We start from the raw sequence: 18,319 nt of genomic DNA on the forward strand, positions 1-18,319 counted from the left end.
GGAATATACTTTCCTTGGGATGTCTTTTATCATGCTGCGGCGCATAACCATTCATGCTGGATACTGATCGGGCTGCTTGTCGCATACCATGCAACGTTTATTGATTGTGATAGGCTCTCTGGAGCGCGGGGGTGCCGAACGTCACTTGGCGCAGGTACTGCCGCAACTGGTACGGCAAGGTTACGACGTCGAAGTCTATTGCCTGATGCAGAAAGGCGAGCTGGCCCCCGGACTGGAGGCGGCGGGCGTCGGGGTGATCGGCAGGAACTCCCGCCCCAAGCCTGGCATGCGGCGCCTTTTCGCCTTGGGGCTGAGTGCGTTGATGCTATTCTTCCACCTTCTGATGCGCCGCCCCCACATTGTCCATTTCTTTTTGCCGTCAGCTTATATCATCGGGGCGCCGATCGCATTGCTGACGTTCTGCCGCATCAAGGTGATGAGCCGCCGTAGCCAGAACAATTATCAGCATAGCTCGCGCTGGATCGGCCGGGCGGAGCGGCTGTTGCACAAATGCATGGATGCCGTTGTCGGGAACTCCCTTCCAGTGGTGGCCCAGTTGCGTGACGAGGGCGTTCCTGAACATAAGCTGCATCTTTTGTACAACGGGGTTGATGCCGCCGCTTTCGCCAATCTTCCTGCAAAGGAAACGGTTCGTGGTGAATTGCGCCTCGATGAATCAGCGCTTGTTCTCGTGATTGTGGCCAATCTGCTGCGGTATAAGGGACACAGCGACCTGCTGGAGGCGCTGGCGATAGCCAAGCCGTCATTGCCGGATAAATGGGTTCTGCTCTGCGCCGGGCGTGATGACGGGATCGGTTCCCGGCTTGTGGCGCAGGCGGAACAGCTTGGATTGGCCGATCACGTCCGGTTTCTCGGACCAGTCACCGATATCCCGCGGCTTCTGTCTGCTGCTGATATCGCCCTGCTGACATCGCATGAAGAGGGGTTCTCCAATGCGGTGATCGAGTATATGGCTGTCGGGCTGCCGGTGATCGTCACGGATGTAGGCGGCAATGCCGAAGCAGTTGATGCGGGCCGCGCCGGCATTGTGGTTCCGCCTCGCCAGCCAGCCGCCCTGGCGGCCGCGATCAACCGCCTGGCCGGCAATGCCGGAGAATGCCAGGCATTGGGCCGGGCTGCGCAGCAGCGGGTTGCCGAGCATTATTCGCTGGAGGCCTGCGTGAGCGGGTATCGGGCGATCTATAACAGGCTCACAGGCCGGGCTGGCTGAGAGCCGGCAGGTTTTCCGCTCACGGCCTTAGCGCCATACCCGCCGCACCCGGTCGCCCTCTGGCGGCGCAGGCTCGGCGACCGGCGACGGCGCTGCCGGTTTTGGCGCCGCTTCGCGCACTGCCTGGCGCGCTTCCCAGGCTTTGCGCAGGGTTTCATGCCCCTCGATGCTCTGTACCGTCAATTCGCATTCGGTGGCGATGGCCTGCATCACCAGGCGGTCGATGCGGTTATAGTTCTTCATCTTCGCGATCACGCAGTCTTCCCGGCTGGGCGTTACGCCGGGTACGTAATAACGGTCCTCTCGTCCGGTACTGCCGGGCCGGATCAGCCAGGCTACGGTTCCGAGCAGCAGCAGAATCACCAATGCACCACCGCTGGCCGCAAGGTGGCGGCGATTCAACCGGCTGAGAAAGGCGTGCGGCGTGATGGCGTGATCTCCGCGCTGAGGCTTTCAGCATAACGCGGAATCCCTCGGCGGTGGCAGGGCGTTCCACGGGAGAGTCGGTTTATTTTTGCAAAAACGGCAGATTCAGCCCCTGATCCCGGGCGCATTGCACCGCGATGTCATAGCCGGCATCGGCGTGACGCATCACGCCGGTAGCAGGATCGTTCCACAGCACGCGCTCCAGTCGACGTGCGGCTGCCGGGGTGCCGTCGGCCACGATCACCACGCCGGCATGTTGCGAGAAACCCATGCCGACGCCGCCGCCGTGGTGCAGCGACACCCAGGTGGCGCCCGAAGCGGTGTTGAGCAGGGCGTTCAGCAAAGGCCAGTCCGATACGGCATCCGAACCGTCCTTCATCGCCTCCGTTTCGCGGTTCGGGCTGGCGACCGAACCGGAATCGAGATGGTCACGGCCGATCACGATGGGGCCTTTCAGCTCGCCCTTGGCGACCATCTCGTTGAAGGCGAGGCCGAGGCGATGACGCTGGCCGAGGCCGACCCAGCAGATGCGCGCCGGCAGGCCCTGGAAGTGGATGCGTTCGCGCGCCATGTCGAGCCAGGTGTGCAGGTGTGGGTCGTCAGGGATCAGTTCCTTCACCTTGGCGTCGGTCTTGTAGATATCGTCGGGGTCGCCCGACAGTGCCACCCAGCGGAATGGGCCTATGCCGCGGCAGAATAGCGGCCGGATATAGGCCGGCACGAAACCGGGGAAGTCGAAGGCTTCCGTCACGCCCACTTCCTTGGCCATCTGGCGGATGTTGTTACCGTAATCGAAAGTGGGGATACCCATCTTCTGGAAATCGAGCATGGCGCGCACATGCCCGGCCATCGAGGCTTTTGCGGCCTTTACCACTGCCTGCGGATCGGTTTCCTTGGCGCGTTCCCACCGGTCCAGGCTCCAGCCGGCCGGCAGATAGCCGTTCAGCGGATCATGGGCGCTGGTCTGGTCGGTCACTGCGTCAGGGCGGATGCCGCGCTTCACCATCTCGGGCAGGATTTCGGCGGCATTGCCAAGCAGGCCGATGGAAATCGCCTTTCCCGCAATCCTGGCCTCGTCCAGCAAGGCCAGCGCTTCATCGAGACTGCTGGCCTGCTTGTCGAGATAGCCGGTGCGCAGCCGCATCTCGATGCGCGAGGGTTGGCATTCAATGGCGATCATCGAAGCGCCGGCCATGGTGGCGGCGAGCGCCTGGGCGCCGCCCATGCCGCCGAGTCCGGCAGTGAGGATCCAGCGGCCCTTCAGGCTGCCGCCATAATGCTGGCGGCCCATTTCCACAAAGGTTTCGTAGGTGCCCTGCACGATGCCCTGGCTGCCGATATAGATCCATGAACCGGCGGTCATCTGGCCGTACATCATCAGGCCCAGGCGGTCGAGCTCGTTGAAATGCTCCCAGTTGGCCCAGGCTGGCACCAGATTCGAATTGGCGATGAGTACGCGCGGCGCGTCCTCGTGGGTACGGAACACGCCGACGGGTTTGCCCGACTGCACCAGCAGGGTTTCGTCAGGTTTGAGCGTAGTGAGCGCCTTCTGGATCTGGTCGAAGGCCTGCCAGTTGCGTGCCGCCCGGCCGATGCCGCCATAGACCACCAGCTCTTCCGGCTTCTCGGCCACATCGGGGTCAAGATTGTTGCGCATCATGCGGTAGGCGGCCTCGATCTGCCAGTTGCTGGTGTGCAGGTCGTTGCCATGCGGGCTGCGGATGACGCGGGAATTGTCGCGGCGAGATGGTGCGGACATGGGGTGCCTCTGACTCACAGGTAGGTGCGTTTCGACGTGCCGTCGGCGCGATAGGAAAAACGGGTGGCGAAGCGATGCGCGTGGCCGGGATACCAGAGCGTGGCGACCGAGACGATCTGGGCACCCGACCAGGTGCGGCGGCGCAGGCGCAGGCAGGGCTCGCTGGCAGCCATCTTCAGCAGCTTGCGGATGCGCGTATCCGGCATGGCGGCCTCGACGATATGCTCGACTTCCGAGGCCGGGGCGACGCGCATCAGGAATTCGTTTGGCGTGACCGCCTCGAAATCCGCCTCCAGATAACCCGGCGCGGTCTGCGGATTGACGAAGCGGTCCTCGACCTGCAGCGGGATGCCGTCGGCCAGATGCACCAGGACGGAGTGGTAGACGCCGGTGCCGGCATTCAGCCCGAGGTCGCGGGCGGTTTCCGTGGTCGCCTTCTCGGCCTGCAGCAGTTCGACGCGGGCTGCATGGCGCTGGCCGCGCTCACGGATTTCCTCGGCGATGTTGCGCAGCTCGACCAGGTTGAAGATCGGGCGCTTCTCGGCCACGAACGTGCCGGTGCCCTGCACGCGGACCAGCAGGCCTTCATGGGTCAGTTCGCGCAAAGCGCGGTTGACGGTCATGCGGCTGACTTTCAGTTGCCGGACCAGGTTGCTTTCCGACGGCACCTGGTCGCCGGCCCGCCAGTCGCCGGCCTCGATATGCTTGACGATGAATTCCTTGACCCGGCGATAGCGCGGGGTCGGCCCGCTATGCGCGTCTTGCCCGGTCATGTCTTCCTGCCCCTGTCTTGTGGCGGAAGTATAGGTTCAATTGTATATACAAGTCCAGCCGGGTTGTGCCGCTATCCCGCGGCTGCTTCTCGCATGGCCCGGCGAATCTGTGTAAAACCCCGGTGCAATCCTACCCCTCAAGGCATCCAAGTGACCCAGGCCGCCACCCCCTCCCATCCAGCGCTGACCATCGTGACGGTGACGCATTTCAGCGAGCGCGTGATCGGCGAATGCCTGGCCACCCTGCCGCCGGGCGTGCCGGTGGTGGTGACGGACAATGCCAGCGGGGATGCGACGCGCGAGATCATCCGCCGCGTGATCCCGGACGCCACGGTCATCGCCAATCCGGTTGGCGTCGGCTTCGGCAATGCCGCCAACCAGGGCCTGGCCCGCGCGCAGACCGATTTCGTGCTGCTGATCAATCCTGACGCCAAACTGCAGCCGGGTTGTCTGGAGCGGCTGTTCGCCGCCGCCGAGCGGTACCCGAAGGCTGGCGTGCTGGCGCCGGCGCTGAAGACTCCGGCCGGGGACTGGGAAGTGTCCCATGACGTCGACATGTTTCTCCGCGCCAGCTATCCGCGCCGCCGGCTCGATCCTGAGCCCGAGGGCGATATCTGCGCCGATTATGTCTCCGGCGCGGCAATGCTGTTGCGCCGCCAGGCGCTGGATGTGGTGGGCGGCTTCGATCCGGCGATCTTCCTCTATTATGAGGATGACGATTTCTGCATCCGCCTGCGCAAGGCCGGCTGGACGCTGGTGCGGGTAGCGGATGCAGTGGTCGACCATGTCGGCGGCGGCTCGATCAGGCGCAGCTGGGACAAGCACTGGGAGAAATTCTGGCATATGGCCTGGTCGCGGCTCTATGTCGAGCGGAAATATCGCGGTTGGGCCGCTGCCTGGCGCATTGCGCTGCCGGCGCTGTTGCGTTTCGGCGCCAAGGCGCCATTCTACCTGTTGACGGATTTTCGCCAGAAGGGGCTGCGCGATACGGCCCGCTGGTGTGGCACCTTGGCTTTTCTGCTGGGCATGAAATCGAAATGAAAGCTGTCATTCTCGCCGGCGGGCGCGGCACGCGCATTGCCGAGGAAAGCATCCTGCGACCCAAGCCGATGGTTGAAATCGGCGGGCGGCCGATCCTGTGGCATATCATGAAGATCTATGCGGCCCATGGCATCACCGATTTCGTGATCTGCCTCGGCTACAAGGGCTACATGATCAAGGAATATTTCGCCAATTACGTGCTGCATGCCGCTGATGTCACCGTCGACCTGGCCGCCAACCGCATCGAATATCTGAATGGCGCGCCCGAGCCCTGGCGCGTCACCCTGGTCGAGACCGGCGAGAATACCGAGACCGGCGGCCGCCTGCGGCGGGTCGCCCGCTGGCTGCAGGGCGAGGATGCCTTCTGTCTGACCTATGGCGACGGCGTCGCCGATATCGATGTGGCGGCGTCAATCGCGTTCCATCGCAAGCATGGCCGGTTGGCCACCATGACGGCGGTGAGTCCGCCCGGCCGCTTCGGCGCGCTGACCCTGGCGGGCGACCGGATTACGGGCTTTCAAGAAAAGCCGCGAGGCGATGGTGGCCTGATCAACGGCGGATTCTTCGTGCTGTCGCCGCGTGTGCTTGACTACATCCCCGACGACACCACCGTCTGGGAACGCATGCCGCTCGAGCGACTGGCAGAGGAAGACCAGTTGCGCGCCTTCCGCCATGACGGTTTCTGGCAGCCAATGGATACCGTGCGCGAACGCACGGTGCTGGAGAATCTCTGGGCCACGGGGCAGGCGCCGTGGAAGACCTGGGCCTGACCTCATGGGCCTGAACCGCGATTTCTGGCGCGGCCGGCGGGTTCTGCTCACCGGGCATACCGGCTTCAAGGGTGCCTGGCTGGCGCGCTGGCTGCACCGGCTTGGCGCGGAGGTGCACGGCTTTGCCTTGCCGCCCGAGGGTGAGCCCAATCTGAGCCGCCTGCTGGCGACGCCGCTGGCCGGTGAAACCCTCGCTGACCTGCGCGATGCGCCGGCGGTGGAGCGGGCGCTGCGGGTTGCCGCGCCGGATGTTGTGCTGCATCTGGCGGCCCAGGCCCTGGTGCCGGCCAGCTACCGTGACCCGCTTGGCACCTGGACCAGCAACGTGATCGGCACGATCAACCTGCTGGAGGCCATGCGGCGCTACGACCGCCCGCTTGCCGCCCTGATCGTCACCACCGACAAGGTCTATGCCAACGACGAGCGTGGCCTGGCTTTCCCGGAAACCGCGCCGCTGGGTGGCGATGATCCCTATTCGGCGTCCAAGGCGGCCACCGAGATCGCCGTGCATAGCTGGCGCAAGAGTTTCCTCGGTCAGCGCGTGGCGCTGGCGACGGCACGGGCCGGCAATGTGATCGGCGGCGGCGACTGGTCGGCCGAACGCCTGATCCCCGATATCGTGCGGGCGGCGCAACGCGGCGAAGCCGTGCTGCTGCGTCGGCCGGAAGCGACGCGCCCGTGGCAGCATGTGCTCGATCCGCTGTACGGCTATCTGCTTTATGCCGAGGCGCTGTTCGTCCGGCGCGAGTTGCCCGGCGGCCTCAATTTCGGCCCCCTGGAAGACGAGAAGATCAGCGTCGGGACCATCGCCACGCAACTGACCCAGGCCTTCGACGCGCCGGCCTGGCGTACCGAACCGCAGCCCGCCATCGCCGAGAAGGGCCAGCTTGGCCTGGATGCGCGTCTGGCTGTGCAGTCGCTTGGCTGGCGGCCGCATTTCAGCACCGCGGCGGCATTGGCCGAGACAGTGAACTGGTACAAGGACTGGTTGGCGGGCGAAAATCCGGCCGCGATGACCGATCGCCAGATTGCCGCATTCGAGGATCGTTTATGAGTGAGTGTCGTTTCTGCCATGCGCCGCTGAACCGCAGCTTCGTGGATCTCGGGCTGCAGCCGCTGGCCAATTCCTATCTGCCGGCCGGGAAGGCGGACCAGCCCGAGCCGCGCCATCCGTTGCATGCCCGCGTCTGCGAAACATGCCTGCTGGTGCAGGTCGATCATGACGTGCCGGCCGAGGCGATCTTTTCCGACTATGCCTATTTCTCCTCCTATGCCACCAGCTGGGTGGAGCATGCCCGCCGCTATGCCGTGGCGATGCAGGCGCGTTTCGGCCTTGGCGCCGGCTCGCTGGTGGCGGAAGTGGCCAGCAATGACGGCTATCTGCTGCAGCATTTCAGGGCGGCGGGGATCGAGGTGCTCGGTATCGAACCCGCAGCCAATGTCGCCGCCGTCGCCGAGCAGAAGGGCATCCGCACCGAGGTGGCATTTTTTAATCGCGACACGGCGCAGCGGCTGCACCAGGCCGGATTTGCCGCCGACCTGATGGCCGCCAACAACGTGCTGGCCCATGTGCCGGAGCTGAATGCCTTCGTGGCCGGTTTCCCGATCCTGCTCAAGCCGCAGGGTGTTCTGACGGTCGAATTCCCGCACCTGCTGAACCTGATCGAGCAGGTCCAGTTCGACACGATCTATCACGAACATTATTCCTATCTCTCGCTGCTGGTTGCCGAGAAGGTGTTCGGCGCCCACGGCATGCGGGTGTTCGACGTCGAGGAACTACCCACCCATGGCGGCTCGCTCCGCCTGTTCATCTGCCACCGGGATGCGGCTCATGCCGAGGGCGCCGGACTGGCGCTTATCCGTGCCAGGGAGGCAAAGGCCGGCCTCGACCAACTGCCCGCCTATGATGATTTTGCCCCCCGCGTGGCCGGGGTCCGCCGCCAGCTGCTCGATTTCCTGGCGCAGGCAAAACGCGAAAACAGGCGCGTGGCGGCCTATGGCGCGGCGGCCAAGGGCAATACCCTGCTCAACTACTGCGGCGTGACGAGCGCCGACATCTTTGCCGTCTATGACAAGAATCCGCACAAGCAGGACCATCTGCTGCCTGGCTCACATATCCCGGTTCGCGATCCGGCCGCCATCGCCACCGACCGGCCGGATTACCTGCTGATCCTGCCCTGGAACCTGCGCGCCGAGATCGAAGCCGAGCAGGCGCAGATTCGCGCCTGGCAGGGCCGCTTCGTGATCGCGATCCCCAAGCTGCAGGTTTTCTGACCATGCAGATCGCGCCGACGCCCCTGGCCGGACTCTTCACGGTCGAGACCGAACCGCAGGGCGACGAGCGCGGTTTTTTTCACCGCCTGTTCGATGCCGACAGCTTTGCTGATGCCGGAATCGACTTCCTGCCGCGCCAGAGCGGCATCAGCCGCAACCTGCGGCGCGGCACCCTGCGTGGCCTGCATTACCAGAAGGCGCCGGCCGAACAGGCCAAGCTGGTGCGCTGCCTGGCCGGCGCGATTTTTGATGTCGCCGTCGATATCCGGTCCGGCTCGGCCACGCATGGACAATGGTATGGCCTGGAGCTGACGCCGGAGAACAGCCGCGCGTTGTTCATACCCGGCGGCTTCGCCCACGGCTTCATCACCCTGGTTGACGACACCGACGTGCTCTATGAGCTTGGTGCGGGCGAGCGGCGCGAGCTTTCGGCCGGTTTGCGCTGGAATGATCCGGCATTCTCAATCCGCTGGCCGCTGGAACCGGCGGTGATCAACCGGCGCGATGCCGAATGGCCGGATTTCAGATCGGAGAGCTGACATGGCTGCCTTCCGCAAACTGAGGGAAAGACTCGGGCTGCGCCGGGCGGAAGCATGGCCGCCGCATGTGGCCGTCGGCCGCCACACCTATGGCCTGCACCGCAACAGTTTTGTGCGGCCGTCGGCGCAGGCCCCGGTCACGGTGGGGCAGTTCTGCTCGATTGGGCCCGATGTGCTGATCTTCGGCCAGGCCGATCATCCTGTTGCTTTGCCATCCACTTACCCATTCCGTACCATGCTGCTTGATCCCGATGCCGGCAACGTCGATGCCATCACCAAGGGCGGGGTGGTGATCGGGAACGATGTCTGGATCGGCGCCCGCGCCATGGTCATGTCCGGAGTCACGATTGCCGATGGCGCCATCATCGGCGCCGGTGCGGTGGTGGCGCGCGACGTGCCGCCCTATGGCATCGTCGTCGGCAATCCAGCGCGGCTGGCGAAATACCGCTTCGCGCCCGAGATGATCGACGCCTTGCTGCAGATCCGCTGGTGGGACTGGCCGGATGAGAAAATCCGCAGCTTCGAAGCGGAATTCTACGGCCCGGTCGAGGCTTTCATCGCCCGGGCGCGGGGCTAGCCGCCCAGTTCGGCGCGCAGGAAATCTTCCAGCCGCCGCTGCGGGCGCCATCCGGGCGGTGGCGTGCCGGTCTTCCAGGTCTGCATGATCTCCCCATCGCGATAGGGCCGCGCACCCCAGGCGATATTCGGCGCCCGGCCCGCAATCCTCTCGATCATCGACGCCAGCTGCCGCAGGCTGAGCGGGCTGCCGGATGACAGCGCATAGCGCGCCATCTGATCCGTGGCCGCGGCCGCGGCCAGCAATCCGTCGATGGCATCACCGATATGCAGGAGGTCGACCTCCTGCTCGCCCGGCGACAATTCCAGCCGCATCCCGGTTCTGGCGCTGGCGATCAGGTTCATCAGCAGCTTGCCGCGGGTGTCCTGTGGTCCATAGGTGTCGTACAGCAGGACGGTGCGGCAGGCCATGCCGCGCCGCAGGGCGAAATAGGCCAGCAGATCCTCGAAGGCCTGCTTGCTTGCGGCATAGAGCGAGGCGGGGGCGTAGTTGCCGTCGCGATCCATCTGCGAGGCGGTTCCGGCGTTGATGAAGCTGCGGCACCCGGACCGCATGGCGGCATCGGCCAGGGTGGTGCCGAACACAAGGTTGCTGTCCAGCAGCGGCGCGATGTCGGCCGGTCCGTAGTCATGCTGGTAGCGCGTCGCGAGATGGAAGCAGGTCTGCGGCCGGAGCCCGGACAGCACCGCCGGCAGGTCGGCGGCCTGTATGCCTCGGTGGATGGTTACGGCGGCCGGCAGGAAAGTCGTGTCCGAATCCGGCTGGCAGAGCACATGCACGGTCTCACCCTGTGCGATGAGGTGCCGCACCAGATGCCGGCCGATGTAGCCCGTGCCGCCGGAAACCAGGATGGTCATGGCGGATGCTTAGCGGGTTTTTCGCCGCGGCGGAAGCCCGTTCGGCGGCTTTAAGGCTCGGGCCAGGGCCGTAGGGAGGGGCGCATCTGTTCGAAAATATGTGCCATGCGCAGCACGCCGACATCGTCGAAGCGGTGACCAACGATCTGCAGCCCGATCGGCAGGCCGTCTTCGTCATAGCCGGCGCAGATCGAGGCGGCCGGCTGTTCCGACATGTTGAAGGGCGCCGTGAAGCAGATATGGTCGAAGGGATGCTCGGGGTCGTTGCCGGGGCAGGCCTCTTCCGCTGCATAAGCGGTGATCGGCGAGGTTGGCGACAGCAGGAAATCATAGGGCTGGGTGGCAGCCACGGCCGCTTCGCGCAGGGCAAAGACCTGGGCCAGGCCGCGCATCGCATCGGCGGCGCTGAGTTTCGCGGCGCCGCGGCACCAGCTGGCGATGAAAGGCAGTACTTTCGCCTGTCGCTCCGGCGCCATCAGTTCGAAATCGGCCCAGGCGCGAGCCTGGAACACGGCATCGAGTCCCTTGGCCATCGCGGCCGTCATGAAGGGTTTGACAGGTTCGACATGGGCGCCGGCAGCGGCGAACAGTTTGGCTGCCCGCTCCACGGCTTCACGTACCGCCGGCTGCGGTTTGGTGCCGTGGCCGATCTCGAGCAGCAGGCCGATGCGTTTGCCCTTTGCCTCGCCGTCGAGCAGCTTGGGATAGTCCAGGTCCTCATAGGGCAGGGCCATATAGTCCCGTGCATCCGGCCGGGTCAGATGGTTCATCAGCAGCGCGGCATCCAGCACCGTGCGGGTCATCGGACCGGTGACGCGGCCGAGCCAGGGTGGGCTGATCGGGATGCGTCCCAGGCTGGGTTTCAGTGCGAAGATGCCGTTATAGGCCGCCGGCAGGCGTACGCTGCCGCCGATATCGGTGCCCACCGCCAGCGGGCCATAACCGGCGGCGATGGCGGCGCCGGCGCCCGATGACGAGCCGGCCGTGTTGCGCCGGGTGTCCCAGGGATTGCGCGTGGTGCCGTGCAGGCTGGAAACGCCCGAGGCGAGCATGCCGAAATCCGGCATCGTGGTCTTGCCGAGGATGACGCAGCCGGCCTCGCGCACGCGGGCGGCGGGTGGCGCGTCGACCGCGCTCGGCGTCAGGTCGGCGGCCGCCGTGCCGATCGGCGTCGGCACGCCCTGGCTGGCGATATTCTCCTTCAGCGTGATCGGCACGCCGTCCAGCGGGCTTAAGGCCTCGCCTTTGCGCCAGCGCTGTTCGGCGGCTTTCGCCTGGACCAGTGCTCCAGCCTCATCGGTCCGGTACATGGCATTGAGCTTCGGTTCCCACGCCTTGATGCGGGCCAGCGCGGCCCTGGTTGCCTCGACCGGCGACAGCCGCCCGGTGCGGTAGCCCATCCACAGGTCATGAGCAGTCAGGTCATGCAGCGCGGTCATGCTCGTTCTCCGGGTCTGGTCAGCTGTCGAGACGATTCACGCCGCACCAGCGCGTCATGAACAGGGCCAGCACCTTGGCGACTTCCATCATGCTGTCGATGGAGACCCATTCGTCGATGCCATGGATGCTTTCGGCATAGGGGCCGTAACAGGTGGCCGGCGTGTTGCCATAGAGATTGAAGAAGCGGGCATCGGTGGTGCCGGTGAAGGCGGTATATTCGGCTGTCTTGCCAGTGACGGCGTGGAAGCAGTCGCTCAGGGTGGTGATCACCGGCTGGTTCATGTCCAGTTCGAAGCCTTCGGCCTGAAAGCCCTCGTAGATCACTTTGTAGGTCAGGCTGTTGCTCATCGGATGCCGGCGATAGGCATCGGCCAGCAGGGCCTCCACCTCGGCTCGCACCTCCGACGGCGATTTGCCCGGATAGAAGCCAAGCCGGATATCGGCACGGGCCGCGGTCGGCACCGAGGAGGCCCATTCGCCGCCCTGGATCTTGCCGAGGTTGAAATTTACCGGATGCTCGTGCTTGTGGTAGCAGGCATGGCGACCTTCCGGCGCATTCCATTGCTGCTCCAGTTTTTTCAGTTCGCCGAACATGTAGGCGGCGAAATCGATGGCGCCAACGCCGGTATGGGCCACCGAGGCATGCACCGGCTTGCCCGAGATTTCCAGCGCCAGCCACATCACGCCCATCTGCGCCTGCAGGATGCCCGGCGTGGGTTCGGGGATGATCGCCGCATCGGCGGTATAGCCCTGCACCAGGCAGGCCAGGGCGCCGTTGCCGGTGCATTCCTCTTCCACCACCGACTGCAGGATAACTTTCGCGGCCGGTTCCAGCTTGAGGTTCTGCAACGCTTTCAGCGCCATGGTATAGGCGACGATCCCGGCCTTCATGTCGCCGGCGCCGCGGCCATAGAGGCGGTCGCCCTTGATCCAGGGCTCGAACGGCGGTCTGGTCCACAGACTTTCGGCCCCCACCGGCACGACGTCGATATGGCCGTTGAAGATCAGCGAACGGCCGTGCCGGCCATGCCTGGGCTCATGCAGGCCGACGATATTGTGGCGGCCGTCATAAGAGACGATGGAGGGCGAGTAGCCCGGGTGATCCCTGATCTTTGCCTCATCGATGGCGAATTCATCCACCCGCAGGCCCATGCCTTCGAATACGCCGCGCATGCGATCCTGCGCGCTCCGTTCCGCGCCGAGCAGGGAAGGGTGGCGCACCAGATCGCAGAGCAGATCGACGGCTTCGCCGCGCAATGTCGCGACGGCGGCCTCGATCTGCGCCTGATCGACGGGCGCATCCAGGATATCCGACATGACGTTCCTCCTTCCTGCGTCCGGGCCTGCTCGTAACCGCAGGCTCAGGAGGCAGCCGCCTCCAGCCAGTGCCGTCCAGGCAGGGCGGCAAAAAGCTGCTGCGTGTATTCGTGCTGCGGGCTGGCGAACAGCCTGGCCGTCTCGGCGAACTCAACCACCTTGCCGCTCTGCATCACCGCGATGCGGTCGCATAGCCGCGCGGCGACGCGCAGGTCGTGGGTAATGAACAGGATGGCGATGCCGAACTGGTCGCGAATGCTTTCCAGCAGGTCGAGCACCTGGGCCTGCACCGAGACATCCAGCGCCGACACCGCTTCGTCCGCGACCAGGATTTCCGGCTCCATCGCCAGGGCGCGGGCGATGGCGATGCGCTGGCGCTGGCCGCCGGAGAACTGGTGCGGATAGCGGTCGAGCGCGGCGCCGTCGAGCCCGACGGTCTGCATCAGGCCACGTGCCCGCTCCATCGCCTCGGCATGCGATATGCCATAATTCAGCGGCCCCTCGATGATCGACTGGCCCACGGTGCGGCGTGGGTTGAGCGAACGATAGGGATCCTGGAACACCACCTGGATGCGGCGGCGGAAGGGATGCAGGCCGCGTTCGCTTAAGGAGGCGATATCCTTGCCGTCCAGCATGATGCTGCCGCCGCTCGGTTCGATCAGCCGGGCGATGCAGCGCGCCGCGGTCGACTTGCCCGAGCCGGACTCGCCGACGATGCCCAGCGTCTGGCCCTTATGCAGGTCCAGGGTCACGCCAGCCACGGCATGCACCACGCGGGTGCCCTTGAACATGCTGGTCGTGGTGTAGGTCTTGGTCAGGTTCTCGGCATGCAGCAACGGCGCATCGGTAATCGGCGTGGCCTGGCGCGGGGTCAGGCGCGGCACGGCCTTGATCAGCATCTTGGTATAGTCGTGCTGCGGATTGTACAGCACGTCTTTCGCGCTGCCGCTTTCCACCACCTCGCCATACCGCATCACCACCACGCGATCGGCGATGTCGGCCACCACGCCGAAATCATGGGTGATGAACAACACGCCGGTGCCATGATTCTGCTGCAATTCGCGCAGCAGGACCAGAATCTGTGCCTGGGTGGTGACGTCCAGAGCCGTGGTCGGCTCGTCGGCGATCAGCAGGGCCGGTTCCAGCGCAAGCGCCATGGCGATCATCACGCGCTGGCGCTGGCCGCCGGACAGCTGGTGCGGATAGGCCTGCATCAGGCGATTCGGGTCGGGCAGATGCACGTCGCCGAACAGCTGCTCGACGCGTTCCTCGACGCTCAGGCCGCGGCCCTGGCTGTTCGAGTCCCAGCCATGGGCGCGCATCAGTTCGGCAACCTGTTCGCCAACCCGGTGCACCGGGTTCAGCGCGGTCATCGGTTCCTGGAAGATCATCGACATGCGGCTGCCGCGCAGGGCGCGCATGCGCGCCTTGCTGGCCTGACGCAGGTCTTCGCCCTCCAGGCGGATTTCGCCGTTGGTGATCGGCAGGCTGCCCAGCCCCATCACGGTGCCCGCGGTGACCGACTTGCCCGAGCCGGACTCGCCGACCAGGCAGACGATCTCGCCCGGCATCACGTCGAAACTGACATTCTGCACGGCGAGACTGCGATCACCGCCCTTGGGTATGGCGACGGACAGGTTCTTGACGCTGAGGACCGGCGCGCTCTTGGTGTCGGACATGGCTCAGGCCCCCAGCCGTTTCTTCATGCGCGGATCAAGCGTGTCGCGCAGGCCGTCGCCGAGGATGTTGACCGCCAGGATGGTGCAGGCGAGGAAGCCGCCGGGGAACAGGATGATCCATGGCGCGCGCTGAAACACGCCGCGGCCCTCGGCGATGATGTTGCCCCAGGTCGGGATTTCCGGCGGCAGGCCGGCGCCCAGGAAACTGAGGATGGCTTCCACCAGGATGGCGGAGGCGCAGATATACGTGCCCTGCACGATCAGCGGCGCGATGGTGTTGGGCAGGATATGCTGGATCAGGATTTTCGGGGTCGGCGTGCCGAGGCCGATCGCCGCCTCGACATAAGGCTCCTCGCGGATGGAAAGCACCACGCCGCGCACCAGGCGGGCGACGCGCGGAATTTCCGGGATCACGATGGCGACGATCACGGTGACCAGCGTGGCGCCCGACAGCGACACCAGGGCGATGGCGAGCAGGATGCCCGGGATTGCCATCAGGCCGTCCATGGCGCGCATGACGGGGCCGTCAAGCCAGCGGATATAACCGGCCACCAGGCCGATGGTCAGGCCGATGCTGATGGCGATGGCGGCAACGCAGGCGCTGACCAGCAGCGAGACCTGCGCCCCATGCAGCACGCGGGTCCATACATCGCGACCCAGCATATCGGTACCCATCAGGAACTCACCCGAGGGTGGCTTGAGGCGGAAGCGCGGCGCGATCTGGCCCGGATCGAATTGCGACAGCACTGGCGCCAGCAGGGCAATGATCAGCAGCAGCAGTAGGATGCCACCGCCAATCAGCACGGATGTATTGCGAAAGATCGCATGACGGAACAGGGCACGCATCAGTAACGAATCCGCGGATCGAGTAGGACGTAGGCGACGTCGATGGCCAGGTTGATCAGCACGTAGACGCCTGAGAACAGCAGGATGACGCCCTGGATGATCGGGTAGTCGCGCGCCAGCACCGCCTCGACCACCAGGCGGCCGACGCCGGGGATGTTGAACACGGTTTCGGTGATCACCACGCCGCCGATCAGCAGGGCAAAGCCGATGCCGATCACCGACACGATCGGCACGGCGGCGTTGCGCAGGGCGTGCCGGACCAGCACGGTGCTCTCATTCAGCCCCTTGGCATGGGCGGTGCGGATATAATCCTCGCCCAGTACTTCCAGCATGGCGGCGCGGGTGATGCGCGCGAACAGCGCGATGTAGATGAAGCTGAGGGTCAGCGTCGGCAGGGCGATGCGCTCCAGGAACGGCAGCAGCCCTTCGCTCAGCGAGGCGAAGCCCTGCACCGGGAAGATGTCGAGCTTCATCGAGAAGAAATAGATCAGGATATAGCCCAGCACGAAGACCGGGATCGAGAATCCGACCACCGACAGGGCCATGATGCCACGGTCGATCCAGCCGCCCTGTTTCCAGGCGGCGATGATGCCGATCGGCACCGCCACGATCACCGCGAAAAGCAGCGTGGTGAGCGCCAGCGAGATGGTCGGCTCGATGCGCTGGCCGATCATGTGCGCGACCGGCTGCTTGGACAGCACCGATTTGCCGAGATCGCCCTGCGCCAGCTGGCCGGCCCAGGTGATGAACTGCTCCCAGATCGGCCGGTCGAGGCCAAGATCGGCGCGGATGGCGGCGATCATCTCCGGCGTGGCGGCGTCGCCGGCCAAAATCGCGGCCGGATCGCCGGGGCTGAGCCGCAGCAGCAGGAAAACGAAAATGGCCACCACCCCCATGACGGGGATGGCGGCCACCAGACGTGAAAGAATCAGACGAAGCATGGAAAACGCTTACGCAACTATCATGCCACTACGTCAGTTCTTTTCGATGTTCCACAGGACGAAGGCCGGCGAGGGCAGGGTGCCCTTGATGTTCTTGCGCACCGCCGACGGCTGGAAATATTCGCCGAGCGGGATGTAGTGGACCATCTCGTAGAGACGCTTCTGCACGGCCGTCGCGATCGCCTTCTGCTTGGCGGGATCGGTTTCGCGGGCATAGTCGTCACGCAGCTTCTCGATCACTGCGTCTTCGGTCCAGCCGAAGAAGCCGCCGACCTTGCCGAGACCCTTAACACCGGCATTGGTGATCGGGTTCATCATGTCGGCGGTGCCCCAGGCGGTGTGGAAGATGTGCCAGCCGCCCTGATCGATCGGGTCGGTCTTGGCGCGACGTCCCACCAGGGTCTGCCAGTCCATCGACTGCACTTCGATATTCATGCCGATGGCGCGCAGCAGCGGGGCCGAGACCAGCGGCAGCTGGTTGATGCTGTTCAGGTCGGTCGGCGCCATGATGACGATCTTCTCGCCCTTGTAGCCGCTTTCCGCCAGCATCTTCTTCGCCTTGGCAACGTCGGCCTTCTTGATGCCGACGGCGCCTTCCTCGGTCTTCAGCGGGGTCGAGCAGCCGAAGATCGCGCCGCAGACCTTGTAGTAGTCCGGATCGCCCACCTGGGCGGCCAGGTAATCCTCCTGCTGGATCGCATGCAGGATGGCCTGGCGCACCTTCACGTTATCCAGCGGCGGCTGCAGCCAGTTCATGCGCAGCATGTAATTCATGCCGAGCGGCTGCAGGTTGCGGATTTCGATATCCTTCTGCTTCTTCAGCTCCGGCAGCAGGTCGAAGGCCGGCTGTTCCCAGATATCGACTTCGCCCTTGATCAGGGCGTTCATCGCCGTCTGCGGATCGCTGATGCTGGTCCACTCGACGCGGTCCACCTTCACGACCTTGCCGCCGCTGGTGAAGCTGGGCGGCTCGCTGCGCGGCTTGTAGTCCGGATTCTTCTCGTAAACCACCTTCACGCCGGGCTGGAATTCAGCCTTGACGAAGCGGTAGGGGCCTGAGCCGATCTCATCGGGCACATTCTGGTTGGCCGGGGTGTCGGCCATGCGCTTGGGCATGATGAAAGGCACGTTCGAGCTGGGCTTGCCCAGTGAGTCGAGGACCAGGCCGTAGGGCTCCTTCAGCACGAGCTGGAAGGTATTGGCGTCGACCTCTTTCCACTCCTTGGTATAGGAGAAGAGCTTCTGGCCCATGGTGTCGTTCTTGCCCCAGCGCGCCAGCGAGGCAATGACGTCGGCCGAGGTGACCGGGGCGCCATCATGGAACTTCTGGCCCGCCCGCAGCGTGAAGGTATAGGTCAGCTTGTCGCCGCTGACCTCGTACTTCTCCACCATCTGCGGCTTGACCTGCATCTTGTCGTCGACCGCAAACAGCGTGTCGTAGATCATGTAGCCGTGATTGCGCGACATGAAGGCGGTGGTCAGGATCGGATCGGTGATGCGCAGACCGGCATGCGGGATGAAGCGCAGGACCTTTTTATCCTGGGCGACGGCTTCAGTGGCGGCGCCGGCCAGCAGGCCCAGCCCGATGCTCAAACCGATAACGGATACGAGTTGACGAAAATGACGCGGACGCATGGCACTCCCCCTTGTATTTGTTCGACCTCTAACGAAAGCTGATCATGGTATGCATACGGAGGTCAAGCGGCTCTTTGCCGTTTTCGCAAGCTATCGTTCGAATGCCGTTTCGCTGTGCAGCATGCTCGTTGGCGTGGCGTTCCGCATATAACCGGGAGACATTGGTCCATGTCGAATCTTGTCGATTACACGCAGGTCCGGATTCAGGGAGCGG

General features: G+C 64.7%; 17 protein-coding genes. 7 read left to right on the forward strand and 10 right to left on the reverse strand.

The genetic code is table 11. The features are described 5' to 3' along the window. Positions 1–88: 88 nt before the first annotated feature. On the forward strand, positions 89–1,231 hold the full coding sequence (locus tag Q1J79_RS15475) for a glycosyltransferase (protein ID WP_300302100.1): 1,143 nt from the start codon (positions 89–91) through the stop codon (positions 1,229–1,231). A gap of 27 nt (positions 1,232–1,258) precedes the next feature. Here the strand turns inward: Q1J79_RS15475 and Q1J79_RS15480 are convergent, their stop codons facing one another. The 3 genes from Q1J79_RS15480 to hutC form a co-directional block, all read right to left on the reverse strand. Beyond that, complete coding sequence (locus tag Q1J79_RS15480; RefSeq protein ID WP_300302102.1) at positions 1,259–1,594, reverse strand: hypothetical protein; 336 nt, start codon at positions 1,592–1,594, stop codon at positions 1,259–1,261. 145 nt (positions 1,595–1,739) lie between these two features. Then, positions 1,740–3,416, reverse strand: a complete 1,677-nt coding sequence (gene hutU / locus Q1J79_RS15485; protein WP_300302104.1) for a urocanate hydratase — start codon at positions 3,414–3,416, stop codon at positions 1,740–1,742. A gap of 14 nt (positions 3,417–3,430) precedes the next feature. Beyond that, positions 3,431–4,189, reverse strand: coding sequence for a histidine utilization repressor (hutC, locus tag Q1J79_RS15490; protein ID WP_300302106.1), 759 nt, complete (start codon positions 4,187–4,189; stop codon positions 3,431–3,433). A 150-nt stretch (positions 4,190–4,339) separates the two neighbouring features. Between hutC and Q1J79_RS15495 the strand changes: the two genes are divergently transcribed. The 6 genes from Q1J79_RS15495 to Q1J79_RS15520 are packed head-to-tail and all read left to right on the forward strand — an operon-like array spanning position 4,340 to position 9,390. Beyond that, positions 4,340–5,230, forward strand: a complete 891-nt coding sequence (locus Q1J79_RS15495) for a glycosyltransferase family 2 protein (RefSeq protein WP_300302108.1) — start codon at positions 4,340–4,342, stop codon at positions 5,228–5,230. Further along, the gene (gene rfbF / locus Q1J79_RS15500; RefSeq protein ID WP_300302110.1) at positions 5,227–6,000 is read left to right on the forward strand and encodes a glucose-1-phosphate cytidylyltransferase; all 774 of its coding nucleotides are present in this window, start codon (positions 5,227–5,229) and stop codon (positions 5,998–6,000) included. The genes Q1J79_RS15495 and rfbF overlap by 4 nt, the downstream gene beginning before the upstream one ends. A gap of 4 nt (positions 6,001–6,004) precedes the next feature. Continuing rightward, positions 6,005–7,054 carry a CDP-glucose 4,6-dehydratase gene (rfbG, locus tag Q1J79_RS15505; RefSeq protein ID WP_300302112.1) on the forward strand — a complete coding sequence of 350 codons (1,050 nt, stop codon included), beginning with the start codon at positions 6,005–6,007 and terminating at the stop codon, positions 7,052–7,054. Beyond that, positions 7,051–8,274 (forward strand): class I SAM-dependent methyltransferase, encoded by a 1,224-nt coding sequence (locus tag Q1J79_RS15510; protein WP_300302114.1) that lies wholly within the window; start codon positions 7,051–7,053, stop codon positions 8,272–8,274. The genes rfbG and Q1J79_RS15510 overlap by 4 nt, the downstream gene beginning before the upstream one ends. Before the next feature lie 2 nt (positions 8,275–8,276). Further along, a complete protein-coding gene (gene rfbC, locus Q1J79_RS15515) occupies positions 8,277–8,813 on the forward strand; it encodes a dTDP-4-dehydrorhamnose 3,5-epimerase (protein WP_300302116.1) in 537 nt (178 codons plus the stop codon). A gap of 1 nt (position 8,814) precedes the next feature. Beyond that, the gene (locus Q1J79_RS15520; protein ID WP_300302117.1) at positions 8,815–9,390 is read left to right on the forward strand and encodes a CatB-related O-acetyltransferase; all 576 of its coding nucleotides are present in this window, start codon (positions 8,815–8,817) and stop codon (positions 9,388–9,390) included. Here Q1J79_RS15520 and Q1J79_RS15525 read toward each other — a convergent pair. From Q1J79_RS15525 to Q1J79_RS15555, 7 genes are read right to left on the reverse strand one after another with little or no spacing between them, the layout of a single operon-like run. Then, positions 9,387–10,247, reverse strand: a complete 861-nt coding sequence (locus Q1J79_RS15525; RefSeq protein WP_300302120.1) for an NAD(P)-dependent oxidoreductase — start codon at positions 10,245–10,247, stop codon at positions 9,387–9,389. The genes Q1J79_RS15520 and Q1J79_RS15525 overlap by 4 nt on opposite strands. Before the next feature lie 50 nt (positions 10,248–10,297). Then, positions 10,298–11,686: an amidase gene (locus Q1J79_RS15530; RefSeq protein ID WP_300302122.1), complete on the reverse strand. Its 1,389-nt coding sequence runs from the start codon at positions 11,684–11,686 to the stop codon at positions 10,298–10,300. A 19-nt stretch (positions 11,687–11,705) separates the two neighbouring features. Continuing rightward, positions 11,706–13,004, reverse strand: a complete 1,299-nt coding sequence (locus Q1J79_RS15535) for an ArgE/DapE family deacylase (protein ID WP_300302124.1) — start codon at positions 13,002–13,004, stop codon at positions 11,706–11,708. Between the two features lie 44 nt (positions 13,005–13,048). Beyond that, a complete protein-coding gene (locus tag Q1J79_RS15540; protein WP_300302126.1) occupies positions 13,049–14,683 on the reverse strand; it encodes an ABC transporter ATP-binding protein in 1,635 nt (544 codons plus the stop codon). A 3-nt stretch (positions 14,684–14,686) separates the two neighbouring features. Continuing rightward, the gene (locus Q1J79_RS15545) at positions 14,687–15,529 is read right to left on the reverse strand and encodes an ABC transporter permease (RefSeq protein ID WP_300302129.1); all 843 of its coding nucleotides are present in this window, start codon (positions 15,527–15,529) and stop codon (positions 14,687–14,689) included. Further along, entirely contained in the window at positions 15,529–16,470 is a 942-nt protein-coding gene (locus Q1J79_RS15550) for an ABC transporter permease (RefSeq protein ID WP_300302132.1), read from the reverse strand. The genes Q1J79_RS15545 and Q1J79_RS15550 overlap by 1 nt, the downstream gene beginning before the upstream one ends. A gap of 33 nt (positions 16,471–16,503) precedes the next feature. Continuing rightward, positions 16,504–18,105 carry an ABC transporter substrate-binding protein gene (locus Q1J79_RS15555; protein WP_300302135.1) on the reverse strand — a complete coding sequence of 534 codons (1,602 nt, stop codon included), beginning with the start codon at positions 18,103–18,105 and terminating at the stop codon, positions 16,504–16,506. Between the last annotated feature and the right edge of the window lie 214 nt (positions 18,106–18,319).

The organism is Ferrovibrio sp. (genome assembly GCF_029255545.1).
In the GTDB taxonomy this organism is placed as follows: domain Bacteria; phylum Pseudomonadota; class Alphaproteobacteria; order Ferrovibrionales; family Ferrovibrionaceae; genus Ferrovibrio.